We start from the raw sequence: 23,057 nt of genomic DNA, 5'->3' as shown, positions 1-23,057 counted from the left end.
CAGGAGGACCATGCTCCGCAAGCGCTGGTGGGATGCCGCGGTCGTCGCCGGTTCGGCGGCGACCGCGGTCGCGCTCGCGTTCGGCCTCGTGCCGGTGGACGCGGTCGAGGCGACGGTCGCCTACGCGGCGATCGTCGCCTTCGTCCTGATGTACCTGATCATCGCGCGCCCCGTCATCGGCGAACCCCACTCGCCGCCCCGGTTCGTGTGGCTGCTCGTGGCGCTGGCGGTCATCCTCGTCGTCGGCACCGCGGCGACCGGATTCCTCGCGATCCTGCAGGCGCTCGCCTATCCCTTGGTGTGGGTGATCGGCGACACGCGCCGCAACGGCGTGATCGGGTCCGCCGTGATCGCCGTGGCGGTCCTGGCCGGCTACGTGATCGGCGGCGGGTCCACCACCGGCGCGGTGCTGGCGGGGCTCGCGTCGACGGGCTTCTCCTTCGCCTTCGCGACGGCGCTCGGGCTGTGGATCTCGGGGATCGCGGAGTACGGCGACGAGCGTGCCCGCCTGGTCGAGGAGCTCACCGCCGCCCAGGCCGAAGTTCGGGCCCTCAGCCACGAGCGCGGTGCCGCCGAGGAGCGGGAGCGACTGGCCCGCGACATCCACGACACACTCGCGCAGAGCCTTGCCGGTCTGGTGATCCTCGCCGAGCGGGCGGGCCGGCAGTCGCGGGAAGGAGCAGCGGATGCCGCCGCCTCGACCATGTCGACCGTCGAGCAGGTGGCCCGCGACGCGCTCGCCGAGGCGCGTGCCCTGGTTGCTCGCACGGCTGCCGTTCCCGACGAGCCGGCCCTCGGCGCGGCGATCGAGCGGCTGGCGGATCGCTTCCGGGCGCAGGCGGGAGCCGCGATCGACGTCGCCGTCGATGCCGCCGCCGAGGCGCTGGACCGGGATCGGCAGGTGGTGCTGCTGCGCTGCGTGCAGGAGGGTCTGTCCAACGTCGCCCGCCACGCGCAGGCGACGATCGTCTCGGTCACCGTGACCGGCGGCGACGGCGTGGCCACCCTGGAGATCGTCGACGACGGCCGCGGGTTCGACCCCTCCGAGTCCCGGGCGGGTTTCGGCATCGACGGCATGGGAGACCGCGTCGCGCTCGCCGGCGGCACGCTCGAGGTCGACTCCGCGCCGGGCGCGGGCACGACGGTGCGGGTCCGCCTCCCCCTGGGCGCGGACGGCACGCCGCGGCCGGGCGCGCACTCACCCGCGGAGGTCGCGCCGTGATCCGCCTGCTCATCGCCGATGACCACCCGGTGGTTCGCGCCGGCCTGGCCGGCCTGCTGTCGGACGAGCCCGGCTTCGACGTCGTGGCGGAGGCATCCGACGGCGATGAGGCGGTCCGCCTCGCGGCCGCCACGCACCCCGACGTCGTCCTGATGGACCTGCGGATGCCGCGCGTCGACGGCGTCGCGGCGACCGCGCGCATCGTCGGGGGAGAGGCGGGGAGCCCTCCGCCGCGCGTGCTGATCCTGACGACCTACGAATCCGACGACCAGATCCTCGCCGCGATCGAGGCGGGCGCCTCGGGCTACCTCCTCAAGGCGGCGCCGCAGGCCGAGATCGTCGCGGGCATCCGCTCGGTCGCCGCCGGGCAGTCTGCGCTGTCGCCGCAGGTCGCGGTGCGTCTCGTGGAGCGCATGCGCCGCCCCGAGCCCGACACCGTGCTCACCAGCCGGGAGCTCGACGTGCTGCGGCTCGTCGCGACCGGCCACAGCAACAAGCAGGTGGCTGTCGCGCTCGGAATCGGGGAGTCGACGGTGAAGACGCACCTGATCAAGGTCTTCGACAAGCTGGGGGTCGCCGATCGCACGCGTGCGGTGACACTGGCGATGGAGCGCGGCTTGCTGTCCTGACGCAGGATGTGAACACGACGGATGCCGCCGACCCATGTGGTCGGCAGCATCCGTCGTCTGCACTGCTCAGGAGAACTGGTTCATCGTGTTGTCCTTGCCGCCGGCCTTGAGGGCCGCGTCGCCGGCGAAGTACTCCTTGTGGTTGTCGCCGATGTCGCTCCCCGCCATGTTCTGGTGCTTCACCGTCGCGATGCCCTCGCGGATCTCGCGGCGCTGGACGCCCGCGACGTAGGCGAGCATGCCCTCGTCGCCGAAGTAGCCCTTCGCCAGGCTGTCGGTGGACAGCGCGGCCGTGTGATACGTCGGCAGGGTGATCAGGTGGTGGAAGATCCCGGCGCGCGCCGAGCCGTCGCGCTGGAAGGTGCGGATCTTCTCATCGGCCAGCCGCGCCAGCTCGGTGTCGTCGTACTCGACGCTCATCAGGTCGCCACGGTCGTAGGCCGACACATCCGTGCCCTCCGCAGCGAGCTGGTCGTACGCCTGCTGACGGAAGTTGAGCGTCCAGTTGAACGACGGGCTGTTGTTGTAGACGAGCTTCGCATCGGGGACGACCTCGCGGATGCGGTCCACCATGCCGGCGATCTGCTCGACGTGCGGCTTCTCGGTCTCGATCCACAGCAGGTCGGCGCCGTTCTGCAGCGACGTGATGCAGTCGAGCACGACGCGGTCCTCGCCGGTGCCCGGCCGGAACTGGTACAGGTTGCTGGCCAGCCGCTTCGGGCGCAGCAGCCTGCCGTCGCGCCGGATGACCACGTCGCCGTCGCTGAGCTCCGCCTCCGAGATCTCTTCGACGTCGAGGAACGCGTTGTACTGGTCGCCGAGGTCGCCCGGCCGGCTCGACACCGCGAGCTTCTGGGTGAGGCCCGCGCCGAGCGAGTCCGTGCGGGCGACGATGATGCCGTTGTCGATGCCGAGCTCGAGGAACGCGTACCGCACGGCGTTGATCTTGGCCAGGAAGTCCTCGTGGGGGACCGTGACCTTGCCGTCCTGGTGCCCGCACTGCTTCTCGTCCGACACCTGGTTCTCGATCTGGATGGCGCAGGCGCCGGCCTCGATCATCTTCTTGGCGAGGAGGTACGTCGCTTCGGGGTTTCCGAAGCCGGCGTCGATGTCGGCGATGATCGGTACCACGTGGGTCTCGTGGTTGTCGATCTGCGACTGGATGAATTCGACCGCCGTCTCGTCGCCGGCGCGACGCGCCTCGTCGAGCTGGGTGAACAGCAGGTCCAGCTCGCGGGCGTCGGCCTGTCGGAGGAACGTGTACAGCTCCTCGATGAGCGCCGGCACCGCGGTCTTCTCGTGCATGGACTGGTCCGGGAGCGGGCCGAACTCCGACCGCAGCGCCGCGACCATCCACCCCGACAGGTAGAGGTAGCGCTTGTTCGTCGACTTCAGGTGCTTCTTGATCGAGATGAGCTTCTGCTGGCCGATGAAGCCGTGCCAGACGCCGAGCGACTGCGTGTACGCCGATGAGTCGGCGTCGTACTCCGCCATGTCGCGGCGCATGATGTCGGCGGTGTACTGGGCGATGTCGAGCCCCGTGCGGAACCGGTTCTGGGCGCGCATGCGGGCGACATACTCGGGGTTGACGGACTCCCAGCCGGGGCCGTGCTGCTCCTTCAGGGCCTGGATCGCGTCGATGTCGTCTTGGTAGGTGGTCATGTCGTGTCCTTCTGTCGGGGCGGCTGGCCTGGTCACTGGGTCTCGACGAGGAAGCGCGAGTACGCGGGCAGGGTCAGGAACGCGGGGAAGTCCTGGCCGAGCGCGACGTCGCGGAAGATCTCCGCCGCGTCGTCGAAGCGGTCGCCGTCTCGGCGGTCCACCTCTCCGAGCACCTGGGCGATCAGTCCCTCGACGTGCTCACGCGTGATCGGAGTGCCGTCCTCGGTCGTGCGGTCCTGGTGGATCCACTGCCAGACCTGGGAGCGGGAGATCTCCGCGGTCGCGGCATCCTCCATGAGGTTGTCGATCGCGACGGCGCCGAGACCCCGCAGCCAGGCCTCGATGTAGCGGATCGCCACCGACACGTTGCCATGCACGCCCGCCGCCGTGATCGGACGGCCGATGTGGACGTCGATCAGATCGGATGCCGCCACCTGGACCTCGGGGCGCTGGCGGTCGAGCTGGTTCGGGCGCTCGCCCAGCACGGCGTCGAACTCGGCGCGGGCTACCGGGATGAGGTCGGGGTGCGCCACCCAGGTGCCGTCGAACCCGTCGCCGGCCTCGCGCTTCTTGTCAGCGGCCACCTTCTCGAACGCGCGCTCGGTGACCTCGGGGTCGCGGCGGTTGGGGATGAAGGCGCTCATGCCGCCGATCGCGAAGGCGCCGCGCTTGTGGCACGTCTGGACCAGCAGCTCGGTGTACGCCCGCATGAACGGGACCGTCATCGTGACCTCGCTGCGGTCGGGAAGCACGAAGCGCGCGCCGCGCCCGCGGTAGTTCTTGATGATCGAGAAGATGTAGTCCCAGCGGCCCGCGTTCAGGCCCGCGCAGTGGTCGCGCAGCTCGAACAGGATCTCCTCCATCTCGAAGGCGGCCGGCAGCGTCTCGATGAGCACGGTCGCGCGGATGGTCCCGTGCGGGATTCCGACGTAGCGCTCACTGAACGCGAAGACGTCGTCCCACAACTTGGCCTCTTCGCTCGACTCGAGCTTGGCGATGTAGAAGTAGGGGCCGCGGCCGTTCGCGATCAGCGCCTGGGCGTTGTGGAAGAAGTACAGCCCGAAGTCCACGAGCGACCCCGACGCGGCCATCGTGCGGCCGGTGCGGTCGGTGAAGCGAAGGTGCTGCTCGGGAAGGTGCCACCCGCGCGGTCGCATCACGATGGTCGGCGTCTCGGTCGCGGTCACCTCGTAGCGCTTGCCCTCCGGGCTGGTGAACGACAGCTCGCCGCGGATGGCGTCGCGCAGGCTCAGCTGGCCCTCGATGACGTTCCGCCAGGTCGGGCTGGTGGCGTCCTCCTGGTCGGCCAGCCACACCTTCGCACCGGAGTTCAGCGCGTTGATGGTCATCTTGGGGTCGGTCGGGCCGGTGATCTCGACGCGTCGGTCCTCGAGGCCGGGGCCGGCGCCGGCGACGCGCCAGTCGGGATCGTTGCGGATGTGAGCGGTGTCGTCGCGGAACTGCGGGTCGTGGCCGTTGCCGATCTCGAACCGGCGACGCATGCGGTCGGCCAGCCGGTCGTGCCGGCGGGCGCCGAAGCGGTGGTGCAGCTCGGTGAGGAACGCCAGCGCCTCGGCGGTGAGGATCTCGTCGTAGCGGGGCGCGAGCCGGCCGGCGATCTCGATCGAGGGCTGGTGGGTCTGGGTCGGGATGGGGCCGGTGCGCGTGCGCATCGGGGTGGCGGTCGCAGGAGTCATGTGCCTGCCTTCCTGTGTGAACGAGTGTGTGAGGGCGGAGCCTCGACCGGCGTGTGCGCCGGTGCGAGGCATCCGCTTGTCCGCGTCGTGCGTGGCTCGGCGGTGAGGCGTGAGACCACTATCCGGTGAAGTTCGGCGCCGCAACCGACCAATTCGGGTGTGAACTTTGCGCATTTTTCTGGTTTCGTGACAGACTCGCGGCATGACGACGACGCTGACCCCCGATCTGCGCGCAGAAGGCCCCGACGATGAGGAGGTGGACCCGCTCACCATCGGCCGTCGCATCCGGCAGCTGCGCACCGATCGCCGCATGACGCTCGAAGAGCTCGCCGCGGCGGTGGATCGCGCGCCGAGTCAGCTGTCGATGATCGAGAACGGCCGCCGCGAGCCGAAGCTCACGCTGCTGCAGGCGATCGCCCGGGCGCTGGGTTCATCCATCGAGGCGATCCTGGAGTCCGAGCCGCTCGATGAGCGCGCGACGCTCGAAATCTCGCTCGAGCGGGCGATGCGCGGCCAGACCTTCCAGGCGCTCGGCATCCCGCCCTTCCGCATCGGGAAGACCGTGCCCACCGAGGCGCTCAAGGCGATGCTCGCCCTGCAGGGCGAGATCGAGCGGCTGCGCGACGAGCGCGCAGCGACGCCGGAGGAGGCGCGGCGCGCGAACGTCGCGCTGCGGCGCCTCATGCGCACGCAGAACAACTACTTCCCCGAGCTGGAGGAGCAGGCCCGGGGCATCCTGGCGGCGGTCGACCATCCGGGCGGCCCCCTCACGCAGCGCACGGCGTCCGACATCGCCGCCCACCTGGGGTTCACGCTGCACTACGTGCCCGACCTGCCGCAGACGACGCGGTCCGTCGCCGACATCAAGAACGGCCGGCTGTACCTCTCCAGCAGGGTGACCGCGAAAGGCGACCCGCGCACCGCGCTGCTGCAGGCGCTGTCGAGCCGCATCCTCGGACACCGGGAGCCCACGTCGTACGCCGAGTTCCTCCGCCAGCGCGTCGAGACGAACTACCTCACCGGCGCGCTGCTCATCCCGGAGGCGCACGCCGTGCCGTTCCTCCAAGAGGCGAAGAAGGACCGCGCGATCTCGATCGAGGACCTGCGTGACGCCTACTCAGTGTCGTACGAGACCGCGGCGCACCGCTTCACGAACCTGGCGACCGTGCACCTGGGGATCCCGGTGCACTTCCTGAAGGTGCACGAGTCGGGCACCATCACGAAGGCCTATGAGAACGACGACGTGAACTTCCCGACCGACCGCCTCGGCGCGATCGAGGGGCAGATGTGCTGCCGCAGGTGGACGTCGCGGGTCGTCTTCGACGAGGACGACCACTTCAACCCGTACTACCAGTACACCGACACCGGCAACGGCACGTACTGGTGCACCGCCCGCGTCGAGCTCTCGAGCGAGGGTGCGCATTCGGTGTCGGTGGGGGTGCGGTTCGACGACACGAGGTGGTTCCTGGGCCGCGACACCCCCAACCGCGGAGTGTCGAAGCACTCCGTCGAGGTGTGCTGCCGCCGCGCCCCCGCCGAGCTCGAGGCGGCGTGGCGGGAGCAGTCGTGGCCGAACGTCCGCACCCCGCGCACGCTGCTGGCGACCCTGCCCACGGGGGCGTTCCCCGGAGTCGACACGACCGACGTCTACGAGTTCCTGCAGGCCCACGCGCCGCGCTGAGGTGCCGCGGCGGGTCGCGCGGTCGTGCGGCGGCGGGCCGCGCGTCGTGCGGCGCCGGGTCGCGCGGTCGGCCGCCGGCGAATACACGGGCTCGCGTCGAGCGTCCGGCTTGGTGGCGCTGGGAGGTCGTGCGCTCGCTGCCAGGCCGTGCGCTCGGCGAAGGCCGGCGCGCGCGGCCTCCCGCGGGTGTCAGCGGCCGGCGACGAGATCGGCGACGTGCGCCGGCCAGGCGGTGCGGGCAGAGGATCCGGATGCCTCGAACCGGTCGGCCGCGTGGTAGGCGGCGTAGATGGCGTGCACCGCCGTCCAGCGCAGCGGCTCCATCTCCCAGCGCCGCGCTCGGTGTCCTACCCACGGCAGGCGGGCGAGGTCGGTGTCGCGGCCGAGGACGAGATCGGCGAGGGTCCGCCCCGCGAGGTTCGTCGCCGTCACGCCGGTGCCGACGTAGCCGCCCGCCCATCCGAGGCCGGTGGCCCGGTCGTGCCCGACGGTCGACGCCCAGTCGCGCGGCACGCCGAGCACGCCGGCCCAGGCGTGCGCGATCGGCGTGGCCGAGGCATCCGGGAAGAAGTCCCGCAGCAGCCGCGTCAGTGACGCGATCGTACGCGCCTGCGTCGTGCCGTCGGTGTCGACCCGGGAGCCGTAGCGGTACGGCACACCTCGGCCTCCGAACGCGATGCGGTCGTCGGCGGTGCGCTGGGCGTACATGTAGACGTGGGCGAAGTCGCCGAGCGTTTCGCGGCCGGTCCATCCGACGTTGTCCCAGAACGACGACGGAAGCGGCTCCGTCACGATCATCGACGAGTTCATCGGCAGCCAGGTGCGGTGCTCGCCGCGCAGGTCGGCCGTGAACCCCTCGGTGGCCCGCAGCACGTGGTCGGCACGGACGACGCCTCGCTCGGTGACGGCCCGGCCGGGTGCGATCTCGCGCACGCGGGTCTGCTCGTGGATGGTCACGCCCATCCGCTCGACCGCCTCGGCGAGTCCGCGCACCAGCTTCGCCGGGTGGATCCGCGCGCAATGCGGGTGCCAGACGCCACCCACGGCGCTCGCGATGCGGATCTTCGACGCCGTCGCGGCGGCATCCAGCACCTCCACGTCCGTGTGCGGCCACGACTGCTCGTCGCGGACGGCCGCCTGCAGGCGCGCCAGCTGGGCAGGGGAGCGGGCGACGCCGAGCTCGCCGCCCTTGACCACGTCGGCTTCGATGTCCTCGCGAGCGGCGACGGCGACCACCTCATCGACGGTGTCGTTGAGCGCCCGCTGCTGCGCGATGGCCGCATCCCGGCCGTGGGTGCGGGCATAGCGGTCGCGCCCGCCCGTGACCGTGTTGGTGAGCCAGCCGCCGTTGCGACCGGAGGCTCCGAAGCCGGCGAAGCGCTGCTCGAGCACGACCACCCGCAGGTCGGGCTGCGCGCGCTTGAGGTAGTAGGCGGTCCACAGGCCGGTGTAGCCCGCGCCGACGATCGCGACGTCGGCCTCGAGATCGCCGGGAAGCGGCGCGCGCGCCGGCGGCGTCCCACCGAGGTCGCGCCACCACCACGACACCTCGCCGTTGCGGACCGGGTTCTCGGGCGTCGGCGCGCTCATGCCCTTCATCCTGCCCTGCAGACGCGACCTCGCCTTCGGCCGATCTGTCGGGAAGCACCTGCGCGCTCGGCCGAAGTCTCCCGCGGCCCACCCCCCGGCCCGCCCGGGCCACCCCCGCTCGCCCCCGCCCGCCCCCGTCGACTCGCCAGAACACGCCGGAGGCGCCCACGCCCGCCCGGCGTGTCTTGGCGAGTCGCGGGCCGGGCCCGCCCGCCCCCGTCCCCCCGCCCCGTCGACTCGCCAGAACACGCCGGAGGCGCCCGCGCCTGCCCGGCGTGTCTTGGCGAGTCGCGGGCCGGACCCGCTCGGCCCACCCTCGCCCGCCCGCCCCCGTCCCCCCGTCGACTCGCCAGAACACGCCGGAGCCGCCTACGCCTGCCCGGCGTGTCTTGGCGAGTCGCGGGGACGGGCAGACGAGGAGGGCCAGGAAAGAGGGGAAGCGCTCAGTCCTCCAGGGCGCGCAGCGCGGCCCACAGCTCGGCGCGCGTCGCGAATGACGACAGATCCCGCCCGAGCACCCGCTCGGCCAAGGCGAGCCGCGTCCGCACCGTGTGGCGGTGCACGCCGAGGGATCGAGCGGATGCCTCGTGCGAGCAGTCCTCGTCGAGCCACACCTGCAGCGTCTCGACGAGCCGCGTGCCCTGGGCGCCGTCGTGGTCGACGAGCGGTGCGAGCTCGGCGCGCGCGAGGGCCCGCGCCTCGTCGCCCAGCGCCGACAGCACGCCTGCGCGCGAGACGTCGGCGAACGCGGTGACCCCTGCCGTGCCGCGGTCACGGGCGACGCGGGCCTGACCGAGCGCCGCGGCGAAGCCGTCGTAGCCTGCCGGGTCCGACAGGCCCACGCGCACGTCGAAGCGGTCGACCAGCTCCGCCAGGCTCGAGCGGTCCTCCGCCGGCACGACGAGAACGAGCCCGTCGTCGCTGCGGCCGAAGAACAGCGCGCCGCGCTTCTCCTCCGCCCACAGCTCGAGCAGCTCAGCGATGCCGTCGACGCGCGCGGCCGCGGCATCCGTCACGCCCACCCGCACCGGCGCCGGCGGCAGCGGCCCCCACAGCTCTCGCGAAGTGCGCCGTGCGAGGCCCGGGTCGCCGGTCATCAGCGACTGCACCAGCCCGGCCCGCAGGGCCGAGCGTGCTCGGCCGAGGCCCTGCTGCTGCTCGAGCGCGAGCCCCGCCATCGCGATGACGGCGGTGACGACCACCCGGCCCTCCTGGTCGAGGTCGCCGGCGGCGATGGCGATGACGCCGCGGAGGTGCCCGCCGCGGCCCAGGGTCTGCAGCGTGAACGGAGTCTCGCCGATGCGCAGCGACGAGCCCGCGCGCGCCCCGCGATGAAGCACGCCGGTCACCTCCCGCTGCAGCGCGGCCGCGGTCTCGGCCCCGAGAGCGCCGGCCGGGTGCTCGCGCGACAGCTCGCCTGCCGCGTCGAACATCCCCACCCAGGTGTCCAGCTGCTTCGCCAGCTCCGCGACGGTCGCTCCCAGTCCGTCCGGCCGGAGCGCCGCGAGCGCGATCGCCCGCTGCGCGGCTAGCGCCCAGCTTCGCCGGGCATACGCCTCGGCCGCGATCGCCTCGGCGTTGGCCCGTGCCACGGCGATGAAGGGCGTGCGGTATGGGACCTCGAACAGCGGCATCCGCTCGTCCTGACATGCCTCCACGAGCGCCGCGGGGATGCCGGCGCGCGCGACCTCGGTGCCGAAGCCGAGGCCGACCACGCCGCGAGCGGCGAGCCGGCGCACGTACGCGCGATAGACGTCGGCGTTCTGGCCGTCATCGCCTTCGAGGGGGAACTGCGTCCCGGTGGTCAGCAGCACGAGTCCCTCGGAGAGGAACGGCGTGGGGTCGAGGAGGTCCGTGCTGTGCACCCACCGGATCGCACGGTCGAGCGCCGCCGGGTCGACCTCGTCGACGGCGAGCGAGAGCCGGAGGTCTCTACGGGCGAGCAGCGCGCGCAGCGTCGGAGCGTCGGCGTCCATGACGTCGAGTGTACGGCTCGTACAGCACAACGCCGAGAATGTACAGCCGGGAGGGTGCGACGGCGAAAGCGGCCGACATACGCTCCCCTCCATGAGCAGCGCAGCCGACACCCTCACCGAAACGCCCCTCGGCGGTCCCACCCTGCCGCAGGAGCGTCGCCTGGTGACGAGCATCCCCGGGCCCCGGTCGCAGGAGCTGCTGGACCGCAAGGCGGGCGCCGTCGCCGCGGGCGTGGGTCACACGGCCCCTGTGCACGCGGTCGCGGCCGGCGGCGGCGTCATCGTCGACGCTGACGGCAACTCGCTCATCGACCTGGGGTCGGGCATCGCAGTCACCACGATCGGCAACGCGCACCCGAAGGTGGTCGCGGCGGTGCAGGAGCAGGTCGCCCAGTTCACGCACACATGCTTCATGATCGCGCCGTACGACTCGTACGTATCGGTCGCCGAGGCGCTCAACCGCATCACGCCCGGCGACCACGCCAAGAAGAGCGCGCTGTTCAACTCGGGCGCCGAGGCGGTGGAGAACGCCGTCAAGATCGCCCGCAAGTACACCGGCAAGCCGGCCGTCGTCGCCTTCGACCACGGCTACCACGGCCGCACCAACCTCACGATGGCCCTCACGGCGAAGTCGATGCCCTACAAGCACGGCTTCGGCCCGTTCGCGTCGGAGATCTACCGCGCCCCGCTGTCCTACCCGTTCCGCGACGGCCTCAGCGGCCCGGAGGCGGCGAGGAAGGCCATCTCGCTCATCGAGAAGCAGGTGGGCGCCGACAACCTCGCCGCGGTGATCATCGAGCCGATCCAGGGCGAGGGCGGCTTCATCGTCCCGGCGGACGGGTTCCTCCCGGCCATCGTCGACTGGTGCCGCGCGAACGGCGTCGTCTTCATCGCCGACGAGATCCAGACCGGCTTCGCCCGCACCGGCCGCATGTTCGCCAGCGAGGTCTTCGGCATCGTCCCCGACCTGATCACGACCGCCAAGGGCATCGCCGGTGGCCTGCCGCTCGCCGCCGTCACCGGCCGCGCCGAGATCATGGACGCCTCGCACGCGGGCGGCCTCGGCGGCACCTACGGGGGGAACCCGATCGCCTGCGCGGCCGCGCTGGCGGCCATCGACGTCTTCGAGAACGACGGGATGCTCGAGCGCGCCGCCGAGATCCAGGAGATCCTCACGGGCCGCCTCACGCAGCTGCAGGCGACCGACCCGCGCGTCGGCGACGTGCGCGGGCACGGCGCGATGATCGCCGCCGAGTTCGTCGATCCCGCGACGGGCGAGCCGGATGCCGCGCTCACCGCCGCGGTCGCCAAGGCGTGCATCGCCCAAGGCGTCATCGTGCTCACCTGCGGCACCTACGGGAACGTGATCCGCTTCCTGCCGCCCCTGTCGATCACCGACGATCTGCTCCACGAGGGCCTCGACGTGGTCGCCGCGGCGCTCGCCGCTTCATGATCGCGGATGCCGCGGCCCGTGCGAACCCGCCGGGCCGAGGCATCCACCCCCGCCCTCCGTCTCCATCGCCCGAACCACCCCTTCTCGGCGAGACCACCCGTGATGGTCGCGCAGAACCGGGTGGATTCGGCGAGAAGAGGTGGTTTGGGCGACCAAGACGAATGACCCGACTGACGAAGGAGTCCGAATGACCGAGCTGAGCCGAGACGTCGTGATCGTCGGCGCCGGCGCCGCCGGCCTGACCGCCGCCAACGAGTTGAGGAAGGCGGGCCTGTCTGTCATCGTCCTCGAGGCGCGCGACCGCGTCGGAGGGCGGCTGTGGACCGACGTCGTCGACGGGGCGATGCTGGAGGTCGGCGGCCAGTGGGTCTCGCCCGATCAGGACGCCCTCAAGGAGACCCTGGCGGAGCTGGGGCTCGAGACGTACAGCCGCTATCGCGAGGGCGACTCGGTCTACATCGGCCGCGACGGCGAGCTCAAGCGCTTCACCGGCGAGATCTTCCCGGTCGGGCCCGAGACCGAGAGCGAGATCGTTCGCCTCATCGAGGTGCTCGACGGCATGGTCGCCGAGATCGACCCCGACAGGCCGTGGGAGCACCCCGATGCCGAGGAGCTCGACCGCGTCTCGTTCGAGGCGTGGCTGGAAGCCCAGACCGACGACCAGGAGGCGCGCGACAACATCGCGCTGTTCATCGCCGGCGCGATGCTGACCAAGCCCGCCTACGCGTTCTCGACGCTGCAGGCGCTGCTCATGGCCGCCAGCGCGGGCAGCTTCTCGCACCTGGTGGACGCCGACTTCATCCTCGACGAGCGCGTCGTCGGCGGACTGCAGCAGGTCCCGCTCCTGCTCGCCGAGCGTCTGGGCGACGACGTCCTGCTCGGCCAGCCGGTGAACGAGGTGCACTGGTCCGATCCGTCCACGGGCTCCGGGACCGGGGTGCGGGTCGTCACCGACCAGGGCCTCCACGTGCGCGCCCGCTTCGTCGTGCTCGCGCACGCTCCGATCCTGTACCCGTGGATCGAGTTCCAGCCGGCGCTTCCCCGCCTCAAGCAGCAGATGCACCAGCACATCTCGATGGGCTTCGTCATCAAGGTGCACGCCGTGTACGACCGCCCGTTCTGGCGGGAGCAGGGGCTGTCCGGCACCGCCTTCAGCCCGTACGAGATCTCGCACGAGGCGTACGACAACACCAACCACGGCGACGAGCGCGGCACGCTCGTCGGATTCGTCTCCGATCGCAACGCCGACGACCTGTTCCGGGTGTCGGCAGAGGAGCGCAGGAAGCGCATCCTCGAGTCGCTCTCGCACTATTACGGCCCGGAGGCGAAGGAACCGCTGGTCTACTTCGAGAGCGACTGGGGCGCCGAGGAGTGGACCCGCGGAGCGTACGCCGCGAGCTTCGACCTGGGCGGACTCGCGCGCTACGGCGCCGACCTGCGCACCCCGGTCGGCCCCATCCACTTCGCCTGCAGCGACATGGCCGGCGCCGGCTACCAGCACGTCGACGGCGCGATCCGCATGGGTCGCCTCGTCGCCGGCAACATCGTCGAGGCGGCCCGCCGATGAGCGCTCGGATCGTCGTCGGATACACCGCGACGGATGCGGGAGCCGACGCGCTCTCGCTCGGGGTGCGCCTGGCCAGGGCGACGGATGCCGCGCTCGACCTCGTCGTCGTGCTCCCCAGCGAGGAGCGCAGCGTCATCACGCCTCCCAACGCCTCGTACGACCGATACCTCGAGGAGCAGGCCGAGGCGTGGCTCGCCCAGGCCTCGGAGCGGGTCGTCGACGGCGTCGCGCACGAGACGCACGTGAGGCGGGCCGAGTCCTTCGCCGAAGGACTGCTCGACAGCGCGCACGAGTACGGCGCCTCGCTGATCGTGGTCGGCGCGGCCAACGGCGGGCTGCGCGGCCGCCACCGCCTGGGGACCGTGGCCAGCGAGCTCCTCCACTCCGCCGACGTCCCGGTGGCGCTCGCGCCGGAGGGCACCCGCCGCATCGATCCGACGTCCGGCGTCAGCCGCATCACCGCCGCGATCGGGCTGCGCCCGGGCGCCGACGTGCTGCTGGACGAGAGCATCGCTCTTGCCAAGGCGACCGGCGCCGAGCTGCGTCTGGTGTCGCTGGTCGCCCTCGACCTGCCCGCCGGCCTCGCCGGCAACGAATCGGCCGCACAGCACGCCGACGAGGTCTACGTGCACGTGCGCGCCGCGCTGCCGAAGGGCATCAAGGCCGATTCGGTGGTCGCGCTCGGCGACAGCATCGAAGACGCGGTGTCCCACCTGTCGTGGGAGCCCAGCGAGCTCGCCGTGGTCGGCTCCAGCCGCCTCGCGCAGCCGCGCCGGCTCTTCCTCGGCTCGACCGCGGCGAAGATGCTGCACGAGCTTCCCGTACCGATGATCGTGGTGCCCCGAACCCACGGCAGCCACAGCGCCGGCGCACCGTCGCGCCGCGGCGCCGAAGAAGGAGAACGCGCATGAGCGCAACCCAGCAGAGCGGGGCGTCGGCGCCGCTCGCCGCCGGCACCGACGCCGGCGGACTGTCCAAGAAGGGCCTCAGCGCCGGCGCGGTCGGCGTGATCGGCGCCGTGGTGATCGGCATCTCGACGATCGCGCCCGCCTACACGCTCACCGCGTCGCTCGGCCCGACCGTGGCCGAAGTGGGCACTCAGGTTCCCGCCATCATCCTCGTCGGCTTCATCCCCATGCTGCTCACGGCGTTCGGCTACCGCGAGCTCAACCGTGCGATGCCCGACTCGGGCACGTCGTTCACGTGGGGCGTCCGGGCGTTCGGCCCGTGGATCGGGTGGATGACCGGATGGGGCCTGGTCGCAGCCACCGTCATCGTGCTGTCGAACCTCGCCGGCATCGCGGTCGAATTCCTCTTCCTGCTGATCTCGCAGATCACGGGCAACCCCGACATCGCCGAGCTCGCGTTCAACCCCTTCATCAACGTCGCGGTCTGCCTGCTGTTCATGCTCGGGGCGACGCTGGTGTCGTACCGCGACATGCAGACGACGCAGAAGTTCCAGTACGTGCTCGTCGGCTTCCAGGTCGTCGTCCTGCTCCTGTTCGCCGTCGTCGCGATCGTCAAGGCGGTCGACGGTGAGGCCCCCGATCCCACGGCCTTCTCGTGGTCGTGGTTCAACCCCCTCGAGGTGCCGACGTTCAGCGCCTTCGCCGCGGGGCTGTCCCTCTCGATCTTCATCTTCTGGGGCTGGGACGTCGTCCTCACCATGAACGAGGAGACGAAGGACCCGGAGAAGACGCCCGGCCGCGCCGCGATGCTCACGGTGGTGATCGTCGTGACGCTCTACCTCCTGCTGTCGATCGGCCTCATCATGTTCGCCGGCGTCGGTGACGGCCCGCTGGGCCTCAGCAACGAGGACATCAGCGCGAACGTGTTCTTCGCGCTGTCCGATCCGGTGCTCGGTCCGCTCGCGTTCCTGGTGTCGCTGGCGGTGCTCTCCAGCTCGGCCGCCTCCCTGCAGTCCACCGCGGTCGGGCCGGCCAGGACCCTGCTGGCGATGGGCCACTACGGCGCGCTGCCGAGCGCCTTCGCCCGCGTCAGCCCGCGGTTCTTCACGCCGGGCTTCGCGACCATCGTCTCTGCGGTGGTGGCGTCGGTCTTCTACGCCGTGATGCGCGTGGTCAGCGAGAACGTGCTCACCGACACCATCCTCTCGCTCGGCATGATGATCTGCTTCTATTACGGGCTCACCGCGTTCGCGTGCGTCTGGTACTTCCGCAAGCAGTGGTTCGACTCCGTCCGCAGCTTCTTCTTCACCTTCCTGTTCCCGCTCGTGGGCGGCGGCATCCTCGCGGTGCTGTTCGTCACCACGCTCGTGGACTCCATGGACCCGGCCTACGGCAGCGGATCGAGCATCGGAGGCGTCGGGCTGGTGTTCATCCTGGGCGTGACGATCATCCTGGCGGGCGTGGTGATCATGATCTGGCAGGCGATCAAGCGTCCGGCGTTCTTCCGCGGTGAGACACTCGGTATCCACGCACCCGAAAGCCTTCGACGCGCCCGCCGCTGACGGGCAGACTGTCCCCAATCCATCCGATCGGAGAGGAAGCATGACCGACTACGCCGTCGTCAACCCGGCCACGGGGGAGACCCTGGCCACCTATCCCACCATCACCGACGAGGCCCTCGAGGCCGCGATCGCGCAAGCGGATGCCGCGTACCGCGCGTGGCGGGACCAGCCGGTCGCCGAGCGCGCGGCGCGCATCCGCCGCGTCGCCGAGCTCCACCGCGAACGCCGCGACGAGCTCGCCGCGATCATCGTGCGCGAGATGGGCAAGCCGCTGTCGGCCGCCGTGGCCGAGGTGGACTTCGCGGCCGACATCACGGAGTACTACGCCGACAACGCCGAGAAGATCACGGCCGACCAGCCCATCGACATCCTCGGCGAGGGCACCGCGGTGATCCGTCGCAGCCCGCTGGGCGTGCTCCTGGGCATCATGCCGTGGAACTTCCCGTACTACCAGGTCGCCCGCTTCGCGGCGCCCAACGTGGTGGTGGGCAACACGATCCTGCTCAAGCACGCGCCGCAGTGCCCCGAGTCCGCCGCCGCCATCGAGAAGATGTACGCGGATGCCGGACTCGGCGACGGCGTCTACACCAACGTGTACGCCACCAACGACCAGGCCGCGACGATCATCGCCGACCGCCGCGTCCAGGGCGTGTCGGTGACGGGCTCGGAGCGCGCCGGCTCGGCGGTCGCCGCGCTGGCCGGCCAGAACCTCAAGAAGGTGGCGCTCGAGCTCGGCGGATCCGACCCGTTCATCGTGCTGTCGACCGACGACCTCGACGCCACGGTCGCCGCGGCGGTGGAGGCACGCATGGACAACAACGGCCAGTCGTGCAACGCCCCCAAGCGCTTCATCGTGCAGGAGGGGCTGTACGACGCGTTCCTGGAGAAGTTCACCGAGGCGATGACGGCGTCGAAGATGGGCGATCCGTTCGCCGACGACACCGTCCTCGGTCCGCTGTCGTCCCTCGCGGCCGCCGAGCGCCTGCAGGAGCAGGTGGACCGCGCGGTGGCGCAGGGCGCGAAGCTCGTCGCCGGCGGCACGCGCGACGGCGCCTTCTACGAGCCGACGGTCCTCACCGGTGTCACGCCCGACATGGACGTGTACCGCGAAGAGCTGTTCGGACCGGCGGGGGTGGTCTACAAGGCCGCCGATGAGGACGAGGCGGTCAAGATCGCCAACGACACCAGCTTCGGCCTCGGCTCCTACGTCTACACGACCGATCCCGAGCAGGCCCAGCGCGTCGCCGACAAGATCGACGCCGGCATGGTCTACGTCAACATCGTGCTCGCCGACTCGCCGGAGCTGCCCTTCGGCGGCGTCAAGCGCTCCGGCACCGCGCGCGAGATGGGACTCCTGGCCGCCGACGAGTTCGTCAACAAGAAGCTCATCCGCGTCGCCGGCTGACGCGGCTTCATCGAGACAGGGGATCCGCGCCGAGACCTGGGACGCTGCCCGGTGCTTCGGCGCGGATCCCCTGTCTCGCGCCCGTGCGGGGCTCAGGGACTCGCGACAGCCCGAGGCGGCTCAGCCGCCCGCGAGCGCGGCTCGGGCCTCGGCGAGCGCCTCGTCGGCCCAGGCGACCTGCTGCGGCGTGCCCCAGCGGATCGCGGCATCCCGAGCCCGCTCGAACGCGGTCTCCGCCTCGCGGAACCGGCCGGCGTCGAACAGCCGCCACCCGGTGTTGTCGTGCAGCGACACGCGCCGGCGGAGGGTGCGGGGGTCGTCGACTCCGTCCAGCACCGTCAAGGCAGCGGCGGTCCACGCATCCGCCTGCTCGGGCTCGGCGATGGCGAGCATGTGCAGGGCGTCGACGTGGAGGAACGCCAGATCAGCACCGGATGCCGCGTCCGCCGCCGCGAGGAGGTACGCGGTCGCCCCCCCGGCGTCGCCTGCCGAGTTCCTCACCCGCCCGCGCTCCAGTGACGCCCGCGCCGCCACGGCGGCGCCCTCGATGTCGACGGCGTCGAGCACGGCGTCGGCCTCGTCGAACCGCCCCTGGAGACCCAGCGCCCGGGCCACCTGCGTCTCGAGCTCGGCGCGGGTCGCGGCATCCGGCTCGCTGTCGACGGCGGCGCGGAGCCGCGCCTCGGAGGCCGCCGGGTCCGAGAAGTCCCACAGCTCGTCGATCCGCGTCTGCGCGAGAAGCATGGCGGAAACGGTAGACCGACACGCGGGGGTGTCGCCCCGACGACGGAAGCGAAAGGATGGGGTCATGGCAGACACCAACGACCCCGTCGTCGCCCTCAGCGACGAGCAGTGCTGGGAGCGCCTGCGCAGCCAGGAGCTCGGCCGTCTCGTCACGCGCGTGGGCGATGTGCTGGACATCTTCCCGGTGAACTACGTCGTCGATGGCGAGAGCGTGCTGTTCCGCACCGCCCAGGGCAGCAAGCTGTTCGAGCTCACCGTCAACGACGAGGTGCTGTTCGAGGTCGACGATCACACCGATGCCGAGGCATGGAGCGTCATCGTGCGCGGACGGGCCCATCCACTCGACCGGTCGGCCGACGTCGAGCGCGCTGACGGGCTGGGCCTGAAGCCCTGGATCCCGACGCTGAAGTACACCTACGTCCGCGTCGAGGCGACGTCGATCTCAGGCCGCGCGTTCGAGCGCGGGCCCGAGCCCGACCGCTACGGCGTGCAGCAGTACTGAGGCCGTCGCGCCATGCCACCGACACGTCCACCCGGGGGCCGCGGTTCGCGGGGTCTGCGGGCATGCCGTACACTGGATGGTGCAGTTGAAGTCTGCATTCTTTCGCCGTGCCCGCCGGTCGGGCGCGGATCCTCAAGCCGTGGTGAGAGGGGAAGAGTGCGGGTTTCGCGGGACCTCCGGGTCTCTAGGGCGGTAGCTCAATTGGCAGAGCAGCGGTCTCCAAAACCGCAGGTTGCAGGTTCGATTCCTGTCCGCCCTGCGCGTCAGCGCAACACCGGTCCCCGGTCGTGGGCAACGCCCCGCGTTGATAAGAAAATGTGCGGCCGACCCGCGTCGGCCCACGGAAGGTAATCAGGTGGCATCGATGGTTCAGGACGAGCCGAAGGGCGAAGTCGTCCCCGCCGAGGGAACGACTGCGCCCCGCGAGAAGAAGCCCAACGTCTTCGCTCGTATCGCCCTGTTCGTGCGCCAGGTCTTCGCCGAGCTCCGCAAGGTCGTCACACCGACGCGCCAGGAGCTGCTGAAGTACACGGCGGTGGTGCTGGGCTTCGTCGTCGTGATGATGGCGATCGTCTACGGCCTGGACGTGCTGTTCGTGTGGATCACGTCCTACGTCTTCGGAGTGCCCGGCGCCTGACCTCGAGCGCCCCGGCTCGCCGGTGGATGACACGGGCGGCCGCAGGTCCGGCAGCGGACGGAACGGAAGTGAATTCACGTGACTGAAAGATATGTCGACGACGCCGATTGGGCGACCGCCGCAGAGCAGTCGTCGGAGGACGACGAAGCCCAGGAGGGCAACGTCCTGGCGGCAGAGGAGCGCTCGGTCGAACCCGCTGAGCGTCTCGCGATCCACATCGTCGACGACTCCGCAGAGGACGACGGCGACCTGGACGACATCGACATCGACGACCCGGAGGCTGATGCCATCGTGAACGACGCCCTCAACCTCGACGAGACGGCCGAGACCGAAGCCGCCGCCGAAGTGATCAACGACTCCATCGCGGAGGAGGTCGCCGAGCGCGAGGCCGAGGCGGCCGACGAGGTCACGCCCTACGACGGCCCCGACGTGAACGGCGACGAGGACGAGCCGGCGCTCGACGAGGACTTCGTGTCGGAGGTCGAGGCTGCCGAGTCGGTCGTCGACGAGGTCGAGGCATCCGTCTCCCCGGCCGATGCCGCCGAAGCCCCGGAGGTCGACGAGTCCGACGAGGACGAGGATCCGTACGAGGCGTTCCGCACCGAACTGCGCAGCCTCCCCGGCAAGTGGTACGTCATCCACTCCTACGCCGGCTTCGAGCGCAAGGTCAAGGCCAACATCGAGCAGCGCAAGTCGACGCTCGAGGTCGAGGAGGACATCTACCAGATCGAGGTCCCGATGGAGGACGTCGTCGAGATCAAGAACGGGCAGCGCAAGATGGTCACGCGCGTCCGGATCCCCGGCTACGTGCTCGTCCGCATGGAGCTCAACGAGGACACCTGGTCGGTCGTGCGCCACACGCCCGGCGTGACCGGCTTCGTCGGCAACGCCCACAACCCCACCCCGCTGCGCTTCGAGGAGGCCTTCAACATGCTGAAGAGCCTCGTCGAGGTCAAGGAGGTCGCCGGTGCGAAGGGCGGTGCGGCCAAGAAGGGCGGCGCCGCCGCGGCCCGCGCCATCCCCGCCGAGGTCGACTTCGAGGTGGGCGAGACCATCACCATCAAGGAGGGCTCGTTCGCGGGCCTGCCCGGCACGATCAGCGAGATCAAGCCCGAGAGCGGCAAGCTCACGGTCCTCGTCTCGCTCTTCGAGCGCGAGACCCCGGTCGAGCTGAGCTTCGACCAGGTCACGAAGCTGTAGCGAGTCGGATCAATGCGGCGAAGCCGCGTTGATGCGGGTCGGTGCAAGGTCGAGCAGCGAGGCACGAGCGCATCGAGACCGCGCACGTCTGCTAGACTCTGCAGGTTTGCGCGTGCGCTGAGCACGCGCGACAGACACCGCAGTCCGGAACGGCCGGATTCGCGGGAGAACAGGATGCCCCGGCATCCGTTCGACGAAAGGAAGAGGAATGGCACCGAAGAAGAAGGTGACCGGCCTGATCAAGCTTCAGATCAACGCCGGTGCCGCCAACCCGGCGCCGCCGATCGGCCCCGCGCTCGGTCAGCATGGCGTCAACATCATGGAGTTCTGCAAGGCGTACAACGCGGCGACCGAGTCGCAGCGCGGCAACGTCATCCCCGTGGAGATCACCGTCTACGAGGACCGCAGCTTCACGTTCATCCTGAAGACCCCGCCGGCCGCCGAGCTCATCAAGAAGGCCGCCGGTCTGCAGAAGGGCTCGGCCACGCCGCACACCACCAAGGTGGGCAAGCTCACCAAAGACCAGGTGCGACAGATCGCCGAGACCAAGCAGCCCGACCTGAACGCGAACGACCTCGAGGCCGCCTCGAAGATCATCGCCGGCACCGCCCGTTCGATGGGCATCACGGTCGAGGACTGAGGGGGAGAGTAACCATGGCAACCAAGTCCAAGGCCTTCCAGGCCGCTGCCGCCAAGATCGAGGCGGACAAGTTCTACACCCCGACCGAAGCCGTCGCCCTGGCGAAGGAGACCGGTTCGGCGAAGTTCGACTCGACCGTCGAGGTCGCACTCAAGCTCTCCGTCGACCCCCGCAAGGCGGACCAGATGGTGCGCGGCACCGTCATCCTCCCGCACGGCACCGGCAAGACCGCTCGCGTCATCGTGTTCGCCACCGGTCCGGCCGCTGAGGCCGCGATCGCCGCCGGCGCCGACGAGGTCGGCGGCGCCGAGCTCATCGAGAAGGTCGCCGGCGGATGGACCGCGTTCGACGCGGCCGTCGCCACGCCTGAGCTCATGGGCCAGGTCGGTCGCCTGGGCAAGGTGCTGGGCCCCCGCGGCCTCATGCCGAACCCCAAGACCGGCACGGTGACCCCGAACCCGGCCAAGGCCGTCGAGGAGATCAAGGGCGGAAAGATCGAGTTCCGCGTCGACAAGCACGCCAACGTGCACTTCGTCGTCGGCAAGGCGTCGTTCTCGGCCGACCAGCTCGACGAGAACCTCAAGGCCGCGCTCGAGGAGATCGTGCGCCTGAAGCCGTCGAGCTCGAAGGGCCGCTACATCCAGAAGGGCGCCGTGTCGACCACGTTCGGCCCCGGCATCCCGCTGGACGTCAACGCGCTCGTCTGACGCTGCGACAGTCGAAGGCCGCACCCCCTCCCGGGGTGCGGCCTTCGTCGTCGGTGGGGCCGGTCTCCCATCGCAGTTCGCACCCGACGGCAACCCCCGAAGCGCAGAGTGCGCGACTCGAACGGCCGGGAGTAGCGTCGAGTCATGGCCGCCACGCTCCAGGACCTGTTCGGCATCGACGCGCCCATCGTGCTCGGGCCGTTCGGCGGGCTCTCGTCCATCGAGCTCACCGCCGCGGTGAGTGACGCCGGCGGCCTGGGCTCGTACGGGCTGTACGGCTACTCCGCCGACCGGATCAGCGACACCATCGCCGCCCTCCGCTCCGCGACGCCCCGACCCTTCGCGGTCAACCTGTGGCTGCCGACGGGTGACGAGGTCACCCCGGGTGAGGTCGACCTCGGGCCGGCGATCGAGGGTGCGGCGCCGCTCTTCGACGAGCTGGGCCTGGCCCATCCCGCGCCGCCGGTCGAGTTCCTGCCCGACGTCGATGCGCAGCTGACGGCGGTGCTGGATGCCGCGCCCGCCGTGCTCAGCGTCGTCTTCGGCGTGCCCTCCGACCGGCTGGTGGCGGCCGCGCACAGCCGTGGCATCCGCCTCATCGGCACCGCCACCAGCGTCGCCGAAGCCGTCGCGCTGGAGGCGGCAGGAGTGGACGCGGTCGTCGCCACCGGCGCGGAGGCCGGAGGTCACCGGGTGTCGTTCCTGCGTCCGGCCGAGCAGTCGCTCGTGGGCACCTTCGCGCTCGTGCCGCAGGTGGTGGACGCGGTGGGGGTGCCGGTGATCGCTGCCGGCGGCATCGCCGACCGCCGCGGCGTGGCAGCGGCGTTCGCGCTGGGCGCCTCCGGGGCGCAGGTGGGCTCCGCCTTCCTGCGGACGCGCCAGTCCGCCGCGACCGCGGCCCACCGCAACGCGCTCGCGGCCGCGACCGACACCGGAACCGTGCTCACCCGGGCGATGAGCGGGCGCCTCGCACGCGGCATCCCGAACCGCGCCATGCGCGTCCTCGAGACCGCCGGCGTCATCGCTCCCTTCCCGGCGCAGAACTGGCTCACGGGGCAGTTCCGCGCGGAGGCGGGCCGACGGGGCGAGGGCGAGCTGGTGTCGCTCTGGGCCGGGCAGGCCGCCGCGCTCGCGCCGAGCGACGACGCGGACGAGGTGTTCGCCGAGCTCGTCGCCGGCGTTCCCGGGCACACCCGCGGCAATCCGGCGTAACGCGAGGAAATTCCCCGCCGTCGTGCGTGTTGTACTGGAAGACCCCAGGAGACGCGCACACAC

At 71.0% G+C, this 23,057-nt stretch carries 19 protein-coding genes and 1 tRNA gene; 15 read left to right on the top strand and 5 right to left on the bottom strand.

What is annotated here, in order from left to right:
- Nucleotides 1-10: 10 nt before the first annotated feature.
- Together IR212_RS12255 and IR212_RS12250 are read left to right on the top strand one after the other, a co-directional pair.
- Nucleotides 11-1,222 carry a sensor histidine kinase gene (locus IR212_RS12255; protein WP_194396176.1) on the top strand — a complete coding sequence of 404 codons (1,212 nt, stop codon included), beginning with the start codon at nt 11-13 and terminating at the stop codon, nt 1,220-1,222.
- Nucleotides 1,219-1,851: a response regulator gene (locus IR212_RS12250; RefSeq protein WP_194396175.1), complete on the top strand. Its 633-nt coding sequence runs from the start codon at nt 1,219-1,221 to the stop codon at nt 1,849-1,851. Before IR212_RS12255 ends, IR212_RS12250 begins: the two co-directional genes overlap by 4 nt.
- Before the next feature lie 66 nt (nt 1,852-1,917).
- Here IR212_RS12250 and IR212_RS12245 read toward each other — a convergent pair whose 3' ends face one another.
- A complete protein-coding gene (locus IR212_RS12245; protein WP_194396174.1) occupies nt 1,918-3,513 on the bottom strand; it encodes an isocitrate lyase in 1,596 nt (531 codons plus the stop codon).
- Between the two features lie 32 nt (nt 3,514-3,545).
- Nucleotides 3,546-5,210 carry a malate synthase A gene (gene aceB / locus IR212_RS12240; protein ID WP_420488601.1) on the bottom strand — a complete coding sequence of 555 codons (1,665 nt, stop codon included), beginning with the start codon at nt 5,208-5,210 and terminating at the stop codon, nt 3,546-3,548.
- Nucleotides 5,211-5,412: 202 nt separating this feature from the next.
- Between aceB and IR212_RS12235 the strand changes: the two genes are divergently transcribed.
- Complete coding sequence (locus IR212_RS12235; protein ID WP_228479293.1) at nt 5,413-6,891, top strand: helix-turn-helix transcriptional regulator; 1,479 nt, start codon at nt 5,413-5,415, stop codon at nt 6,889-6,891.
- 189 nt (nt 6,892-7,080) lie between these two features.
- Here IR212_RS12235 and IR212_RS12230 read toward each other — a convergent pair whose 3' ends face one another.
- Entirely contained in the window at nt 7,081-8,481 is a 1,401-nt protein-coding gene (locus tag IR212_RS12230; protein ID WP_194396173.1) for an NAD(P)/FAD-dependent oxidoreductase, read from the bottom strand.
- 443 nt (nt 8,482-8,924) lie between these two features.
- Nucleotides 8,925-10,457 (bottom strand): PucR family transcriptional regulator, encoded by a 1,533-nt coding sequence (locus tag IR212_RS12225; protein WP_194396172.1) that lies wholly within the window; start codon nt 10,455-10,457, stop codon nt 8,925-8,927.
- Nucleotides 10,458-10,548: 91 nt separating this feature from the next.
- Between IR212_RS12225 and gabT the strand changes: the two genes are divergently transcribed.
- The 5 genes from gabT to IR212_RS12200 all read left to right on the top strand — a co-directional run bounded on the left by gabT (nt 10,549) and on the right by IR212_RS12200 (nt 17,352).
- Nucleotides 10,549-11,910, top strand: a complete 1,362-nt coding sequence (gene gabT, locus IR212_RS12220) for a 4-aminobutyrate--2-oxoglutarate transaminase (protein WP_194396171.1) — start codon at nt 10,549-10,551, stop codon at nt 11,908-11,910.
- A 187-nt stretch (nt 11,911-12,097) separates the two neighbouring features.
- Nucleotides 12,098-13,477, top strand: a complete 1,380-nt coding sequence (locus IR212_RS12215) for a flavin monoamine oxidase family protein (protein ID WP_194396170.1) — start codon at nt 12,098-12,100, stop codon at nt 13,475-13,477.
- The gene (locus IR212_RS12210) at nt 13,474-14,388 is read left to right on the top strand and encodes a universal stress protein (protein WP_194396169.1); all 915 of its coding nucleotides are present in this window, start codon (nt 13,474-13,476) and stop codon (nt 14,386-14,388) included. The genes IR212_RS12215 and IR212_RS12210 overlap by 4 nt, the downstream gene beginning before the upstream one ends.
- Nucleotides 14,385-15,947, top strand: coding sequence for an APC family permease (locus IR212_RS12205; protein WP_194396168.1), 1,563 nt, complete (start codon nt 14,385-14,387; stop codon nt 15,945-15,947). Before IR212_RS12210 ends, IR212_RS12205 begins: the two co-directional genes overlap by 4 nt.
- A 40-nt stretch (nt 15,948-15,987) precedes the next feature.
- Nucleotides 15,988-17,352 (top strand): NAD-dependent succinate-semialdehyde dehydrogenase, encoded by a 1,365-nt coding sequence (locus tag IR212_RS12200; RefSeq protein WP_194396167.1) that lies wholly within the window; start codon nt 15,988-15,990, stop codon nt 17,350-17,352.
- Between the two features lie 120 nt (nt 17,353-17,472).
- Here the strand turns inward: IR212_RS12200 and IR212_RS12195 are convergent, their stop codons facing one another.
- Complete coding sequence (locus tag IR212_RS12195; protein ID WP_194396166.1) at nt 17,473-18,096, bottom strand: hypothetical protein; 624 nt, start codon at nt 18,094-18,096, stop codon at nt 17,473-17,475.
- 64 nt (nt 18,097-18,160) lie between these two features.
- Here IR212_RS12195 and IR212_RS12190 point away from each other — a divergent pair, with 64 nt between their 5' ends.
- From IR212_RS12190 to IR212_RS12160, 7 genes are all read left to right on the top strand, one after another.
- Nucleotides 18,161-18,598 carry a pyridoxamine 5'-phosphate oxidase family protein gene (locus IR212_RS12190; protein WP_194396165.1) on the top strand — a complete coding sequence of 146 codons (438 nt, stop codon included), beginning with the start codon at nt 18,161-18,163 and terminating at the stop codon, nt 18,596-18,598.
- 186 nt (nt 18,599-18,784) lie between these two features.
- A tRNA-Trp gene (locus IR212_RS12185) sits at nt 18,785-18,857 on the top strand.
- 105 nt (nt 18,858-18,962) lie between these two features.
- Nucleotides 18,963-19,235 carry a preprotein translocase subunit SecE gene (secE, locus tag IR212_RS12180; RefSeq protein ID WP_194398665.1) on the top strand — a complete coding sequence of 91 codons (273 nt, stop codon included), beginning with the start codon at nt 18,963-18,965 and terminating at the stop codon, nt 19,233-19,235.
- Between the two features lie 78 nt (nt 19,236-19,313).
- Complete coding sequence (nusG, locus tag IR212_RS12175) at nt 19,314-20,435, top strand: transcription termination/antitermination protein NusG (protein WP_194396164.1); 1,122 nt, start codon at nt 19,314-19,316, stop codon at nt 20,433-20,435.
- 208 nt (nt 20,436-20,643) lie between these two features.
- A complete protein-coding gene (rplK, locus tag IR212_RS12170; protein WP_144806088.1) occupies nt 20,644-21,075 on the top strand; it encodes a 50S ribosomal protein L11 in 432 nt (143 codons plus the stop codon).
- A 14-nt stretch (nt 21,076-21,089) separates the two neighbouring features.
- Nucleotides 21,090-21,782, top strand: coding sequence for a 50S ribosomal protein L1 (gene rplA, locus IR212_RS12165; RefSeq protein WP_194396163.1), 693 nt, complete (start codon nt 21,090-21,092; stop codon nt 21,780-21,782).
- Between the two features lie 144 nt (nt 21,783-21,926).
- Entirely contained in the window at nt 21,927-22,994 is a 1,068-nt protein-coding gene (locus tag IR212_RS12160; protein WP_194396162.1) for an NAD(P)H-dependent flavin oxidoreductase, read from the top strand.
- Nucleotides 22,995-23,057 lie beyond the last annotated feature (63 nt).

The sequence above is a fragment of the Microbacterium atlanticum genome (genome assembly GCF_015277815.1).
GTDB classification, from domain to species: Bacteria; Actinomycetota; Actinomycetes; order Actinomycetales; family Microbacteriaceae; genus Microbacterium; species Microbacterium atlanticum.
The sequence above is the reverse complement of the archived record's forward strand: the minus strand, read 5'-3'. Positions and strand labels throughout refer to the sequence as shown.

What these genes read in the sequence shown, in the direction of transcription:
- aceB (WP_420488601.1), bottom strand. Translation starts at nt 5,210, where the DNA reads ATGACTCCTGCGACCGCCACCCCGATGCGCACGCGCACCGGCCCCATC.
- IR212_RS12160 (WP_194396162.1), top strand. Translation starts at nt 21,927, where the DNA reads ATGGCCGCCACGCTCCAGGACCTGTTCGGCATCGACGCGCCCATCGTG.
- IR212_RS12210 (WP_194396169.1), top strand. Translation starts at nt 13,474, where the DNA reads ATGAGCGCTCGGATCGTCGTCGGATACACCGCGACGGATGCGGGAGCC.
- IR212_RS12215 (WP_194396170.1), top strand. Translation starts at nt 12,098, where the DNA reads ATGACCGAGCTGAGCCGAGACGTCGTGATCGTCGGCGCCGGCGCCGCC.
- IR212_RS12230 (WP_194396173.1), bottom strand. Translation starts at nt 8,481, where the DNA reads ATGAGCGCGCCGACGCCCGAGAACCCGGTCCGCAACGGCGAGGTGTCG.
- IR212_RS12235 (WP_228479293.1), top strand. Translation starts at nt 5,413, where the DNA reads ATGACGACGACGCTGACCCCCGATCTGCGCGCAGAAGGCCCCGACGAT.
- IR212_RS12190 (WP_194396165.1), top strand. Translation starts at nt 18,161, where the DNA reads ATGGCAGACACCAACGACCCCGTCGTCGCCCTCAGCGACGAGCAGTGC.
- gabT (WP_194396171.1), top strand. Translation starts at nt 10,549, where the DNA reads ATGAGCAGCGCAGCCGACACCCTCACCGAAACGCCCCTCGGCGGTCCC.
- IR212_RS12205 (WP_194396168.1), top strand. Translation starts at nt 14,385, where the DNA reads ATGAGCGCAACCCAGCAGAGCGGGGCGTCGGCGCCGCTCGCCGCCGGC.
- IR212_RS12225 (WP_194396172.1), bottom strand. Translation starts at nt 10,457, where the DNA reads ATGGACGCCGACGCTCCGACGCTGCGCGCGCTGCTCGCCCGTAGAGAC.
- rplK (WP_144806088.1), top strand. Translation starts at nt 20,644, where the DNA reads ATGGCACCGAAGAAGAAGGTGACCGGCCTGATCAAGCTTCAGATCAAC.
- IR212_RS12245 (WP_194396174.1), bottom strand. Translation starts at nt 3,513, where the DNA reads ATGACCACCTACCAAGACGACATCGACGCGATCCAGGCCCTGAAGGAG.
- IR212_RS12195 (WP_194396166.1), bottom strand. Translation starts at nt 18,096, where the DNA reads ATGCTTCTCGCGCAGACGCGGATCGACGAGCTGTGGGACTTCTCGGAC.
- IR212_RS12200 (WP_194396167.1), top strand. Translation starts at nt 15,988, where the DNA reads ATGACCGACTACGCCGTCGTCAACCCGGCCACGGGGGAGACCCTGGCC.
- IR212_RS12255 (WP_194396176.1), top strand. Translation starts at nt 11, where the DNA reads ATGCTCCGCAAGCGCTGGTGGGATGCCGCGGTCGTCGCCGGTTCGGCG.
- secE (WP_194398665.1), top strand. Translation starts at nt 18,963, where the DNA reads ATGGTTCAGGACGAGCCGAAGGGCGAAGTCGTCCCCGCCGAGGGAACG.
- rplA (WP_194396163.1), top strand. Translation starts at nt 21,090, where the DNA reads ATGGCAACCAAGTCCAAGGCCTTCCAGGCCGCTGCCGCCAAGATCGAG.